The organism is Nitratidesulfovibrio oxamicus (genome assembly GCF_015731765.1).
Taxonomy (GTDB): Bacteria; Desulfobacterota; Desulfovibrionia; order Desulfovibrionales; family Desulfovibrionaceae; genus Cupidesulfovibrio; species Cupidesulfovibrio oxamicus.
In genome coordinates, this window is sequence record NZ_VRYY01000204.1 from 1 (window position 1) to 4,469 (window position 4,469).

Genomic DNA, 4,469 nt, shown 5'->3' on the forward strand with positions numbered 1-4,469 from the left:
CGCAGGAGCACGTCGACACCCCGCGCGCGGCGCCCGGCAGCGAACTGCGGCGCGAGGCCGTGGAGCGCATCCAGGCCGCGCTGCTGCGCCTGACGCAGGAGCCGGCCGGCCTGTCCAGTCAACAGGAGCCACACGGACAGCGGGAAGGCGGCCGGATCGTGGTGCTGTGCATCGACGAAGGCCAGAAACTGTTGCCCGAATGCCTGGAAGTGCTGCGCGAGCTGCTGAACTTCGAGACCAACACCGAAAAGCTGCTCCAGATCATCCTGTTCGGCCAGCGCGAACTGGAAGACACCATCGCCGCGCTGCCCAACTTTCGCGACCGCATCAACGAATACCTGCCCCTGCGCCCCCTTTCACGGCGCGAAACCATCCGCATGGTGCGCCACCGGCTGCGCCTTGCGGGCGGACCCGCCGGGGAACGGCTGTTCACCCTGCCCGCCCTGCTGGCCGTGCACCACTCCACCGGCGGCTACCCGCGCAAGATCATGCGCCTGTGCCATCAACTGGTCATGAACCTGCTCATCAACAACCGTCGCCGGGTGACCTGGCGCGAGGTGCTGGCCTTTGCCCACCGCGACGCGGGGCTGGGCGGCAGGCTGGATACCGGCCCTGCGGCCAGTGCGGGGCGGGTTGGACCCAGTCCGCTCCGCGTGGTGGGGTATGCCGCGCTGACCGCCGTGCTGCTGGCCGGAGTGCTGCTGGGCGGCGGCCTGCTGACCGGGCGCGCACCGTTGGGCGGCGAACTGCGCCTGCCGTGGACATCCGGAAGCGGACAGGACATCGCGCCCGCCGAAGTCCCCACGGACACGGACGTGAAGGACGACACGGCAGGGATGTTCCGACCGCTGCTGGCCATGCTGGGGTTGTCCGGCCATGGGGGCGTTCCGGAGACGGGCGCGGGGACGACGCAGGATGGTGCGCAGGCCGGTTTGCCCGGTTCTTTGGGTTCGTCGGCGTCATCTGGCCCGGCCAATGCTGAAACCCGCGCGGGCACCGCGTCCCGCTCGCTGGCGGCAACTCCCGTGGCGTCGTATCCCGCTGCGGGTGCCCCGGCGTCCACCGCCCAAGTCGCCACCCAGACCACGGTACAGACTGCGGCCCAGACTGCGCCGCCAACCCGGTTGGGGCTGGTGGTGCTGCCGCGCGGCGAAACCTTGCTCGGCCTGCTGGACACCGTATATGGCCGGTCCGCCGCCGTGCTGGACGCCGTGATGCAGGCCAACCCGGCCATCACCAATCCCAACCGCCTGCCTTCCGATACCATCCTGGCCTTGCCCGCCCTGGCCATGGAACCGGGCATGGAACGGCGCGGCCAATACGCCCTGCTGCTGGAAAGCCACGCCACCGTGGAAGAAGCCTACCGCGCCCTGCGCGCCAAGAGCGGGGGCAAGCGCGACGTGGTGCTGGCCCCGGTGTGGAAGTCCGACCGGGGGTTGCGTTTCTACCTGATGCCGCCGCGCTTCTACGCCAGGCCCGCAGATGCCCGCGGGGCGGCAGAGCGGCTGTTCCCGCGCTTTCCCGCCGCCACGGTGGAGCCCGCATTCGGCGACGGCGCGGTGTTCTACCGCAGCTTCGATTGATGCCCCCGGAAAGGAACTGTCCCCTGCCTGCCCTGCCCCCTGTCCACCAGTCACCGGATCATTGAATCACCGGATCATCTGAGCACCGGGGCGGGTAGTACCGGAACACCGGATCAGCGCGGCACCAGGCCGCCCAGGTTTGCCACACTCGCAGCGGCCCGGCCCCACGCCGGGCCGACTTGCGTTCCCGCCATGTCCGGCCCCGCGCTCCCGGTTCTGCGCCATTGTCGCCATCCTGCCGCGTTCCGTCCATTTTCCCCTTCCGGCCCGCACGCGCATATCCCGCCATCCGCGCCAGCACGCCGCCGGGCCGCAACCCGCGTCACACCTCCGTCACCATATCCTCACCCAACGCTCTTCCGGGGGTGCTTCCGTATTCCCGAAAAGCGCGTTAAAGAATTTCTAGAGTTCCCAGACTACGGAGCGCACGTCGCCCCGCCCAATCCGCCTCGTGGCCCCAACCCCAGGAGCACCCATGGCGAAGAAGAAGGTGGACGCAGGCAACGGCAAGCGCCGCAAGGAACGGGCAGCCCCCGTCACCGGCGCCACATCCGTCCCCGCGCCTTCTGCAATGCAGGAAGAGGCCCCGCCCCTGCCGGAACGCAACGGCAAGATCAAGCTCACGTCACTGGAGGATTTCGAGGAACACCGCCAGTCGCACCACGCCGACCTCAGGAACGCCGCACGCACGGCGCCCCGCCCCACAGGCAAGGCAAACGGCAAGACCGCCCGCACGCCCTCCGCCGCCTCATCACCCGCCCGTCGCAAGACCGCCACGCGCCTCCCCGGCGGCGAAATCCGCAAGCATTACGTCATCGACACCAACGTCCTGCTGGAAGACCCCGGCTGCATCGAGCAACTGCGCAGCGACAGCGAGAACGCCTGCTACCTGCCCCAGACCGTGCTGCAAGAGCTGGACAAGCTGAAGCGCCAGCCTGCCAAGGCCCATCTGGTGTCCCGCGCCGTTTCCGCCGTGGAGGCAGCCGTCCTGCAGGGGCACCTGCGGGTTGTCACCGGCGACTACCAGGCCCTGGCCCTGCCCTCGTCCGCGCCGGAGGTCAAATCCTCCCCCGACCAGTACATCATCGCCGACGCCCGCTCGCTGCTGGCCACCGTACCGCGCGAGGAACCCGTGGTGCTGGTTTCCAACGACCGGCTGCTGCGCATCATGGCCGACACCAGTTCCGGCCTACGCAGCGAGGAATACCGCTGCTCCATCCCCTTCCGCTCGGAATCGGAACGCTACACCGGCTTCGTGCCGCCCGCCGACGTGGTGCCCAACAGCTTCACCTGGGAAGGGGCATACCCCGTGTTCCACGACCGCTCCCTGGCAACGCAGGAGGTCAAGTTCGCCCCCACCCCGTGGAACATCGTGCCCCGCGACGTGTACCAGGCACTGGCCATGCGCCTGATGCTGGACCCGGACATTCCGCTGGTCAGCCTGCAATCCACGGCGGGCAAGGGCAAGACCTTCCTGGCGCTGGGCTGCGCGCTGGAAATGGTGCTGAAGGAAAAGCGTCACAAGCGCATCTTCATCTCGAAGCCGCTGGTGGAAATCGGCCCCAAGCTGGGCTACCTGCCCGGCGACCTGACCGAAAAGACCGATCCGTACATGGAATACATCGTGGACCTGATGCTGAAGCTGCATAACGAGCACCGCCGCGCCCCCAACGCGCTGGCGGCCACGCCCAACGGCACCAGCCTCAGCCGCCTGAACCCCAAGGTGATCCAGGTGCTGCCCATCAACTACACGCGGGGCCGCAACCTGGAAGACTGCGTGGTTATCCTGGACGAAACCCAGAACCTCTCGCGCGAGGACCTGCGCACCCTGCTCACCCGCATGGGCCGCAACGTCAAGGTGATCTGCATGGGCGACACCCAGCAGGTGGACGCCCCCTTCAACAGCCCGGAAAACAACGGCCTGAACTGGCTGGTGCGCCTGCTGCGCGGCAACCCCGGCTACGCGCATCTGGTGCTGCGCGGGCGCAAGAGCCGCGGCCCCATCACCGACATGGTGGTGGCGGCAGGGCTGTAAGCAAGAGCGGATCGAGAATAAGGACTCCTTTTTTCGGGGGAGGAACCCTTTTGCGGCAACCGTTAGGCGAGCGCGGAGCCTGAGTCTTGCGGATGACGACCGCAACGCATGAAAAGGGTATCCTCCCCCGCACCCCCACCCCCCAAAACCTTCAATCGTTTTCGTAGGAATTGTCGTTCCCGGGTCCGCCCCAAGGCGAGGGACAAAATAGCAGCACAGGTCCCTTGCGCGCCCGGTGCGGCACGGATAGCATTCCGGCATGTCCACCAGATATGGCCGATATGGTCACCATACCCCCCGCGAGGACCATGCCCCTGCCACTTCCGCAGCCGATCTGCCGGACATCCAGTTGCCCGCGCCGCAAACCGAAGACGACCTGGCCGGTCGCGCACTGCACGGCGTGGGGTGGCTGGCTGGCCGCGTGCTGCGTGGGGTGGCGTTTGGCCTGTCGTTGGCAGCGACGGCAACGGGACGCGGCATATTCGGCGCGTTGCGCTGGCTGTTCGTGTCGGCAGGTCGCATGGCGCGTGGCCTGTGGGCGATCATCGCCCACGTGGTGGGCGCCATGCTGGGTCGCAGGGGCGCCAAGGCGGCGAGTATGCCGGACAAGGCCGGATCTGCTGGACCGGTTGGCCCGGCTCACCCGGACGGCAAATCCGGCTCGCCGGGCAGGTCGCAAGGTGCTGACGGCAGACAGCACGATGCAGGCGGCAGTCCGGAAACCGGGCAGCACGAAACCCCCGCCGCATCGCCGGAAGGCGCCGACCGAAACGCCTCGCCCTACCTGAGCATGCAGCCCGCCGCGTCGCCCGCACCGGCGCGAAAAACGCCGCAAGGCCCCACACGTGTTC

Annotated in this window: 2 protein-coding genes and 1 pseudogene; all 3 read left to right on the plus strand. The window is 68.2% G+C overall.

The genetic code is table 11. The features are described from left to right. On the plus strand, positions 1-1,583 hold a 1,583-nt coding region (locus tag FVW20_RS08215; protein WP_196609034.1), incomplete at its 5' end, for an AAA family ATPase. A 475-nt stretch (positions 1,584-2,058) separates the two neighbouring features. Continuing rightward, a complete protein-coding gene (locus tag FVW20_RS08220) occupies positions 2,059-3,618 on the plus strand; it encodes a PhoH family protein (protein WP_196609035.1) in 1,560 nt (519 codons plus the stop codon). A 259-nt stretch (positions 3,619-3,877) separates the two neighbouring features. Continuing rightward, positions 3,878-4,469: pseudogene (locus FVW20_RS08225) on the plus strand (monofunctional biosynthetic peptidoglycan transglycosylase); the annotation flags it as partial.

Coding starts and splice junctions, on each gene's coding strand:
- FVW20_RS08220 (WP_196609035.1), top strand. CDS start 2,059: ATGGCGAAGAAGAAGGTGGACGCAGGCAACGGCAAGCGCCGCAAGGAA.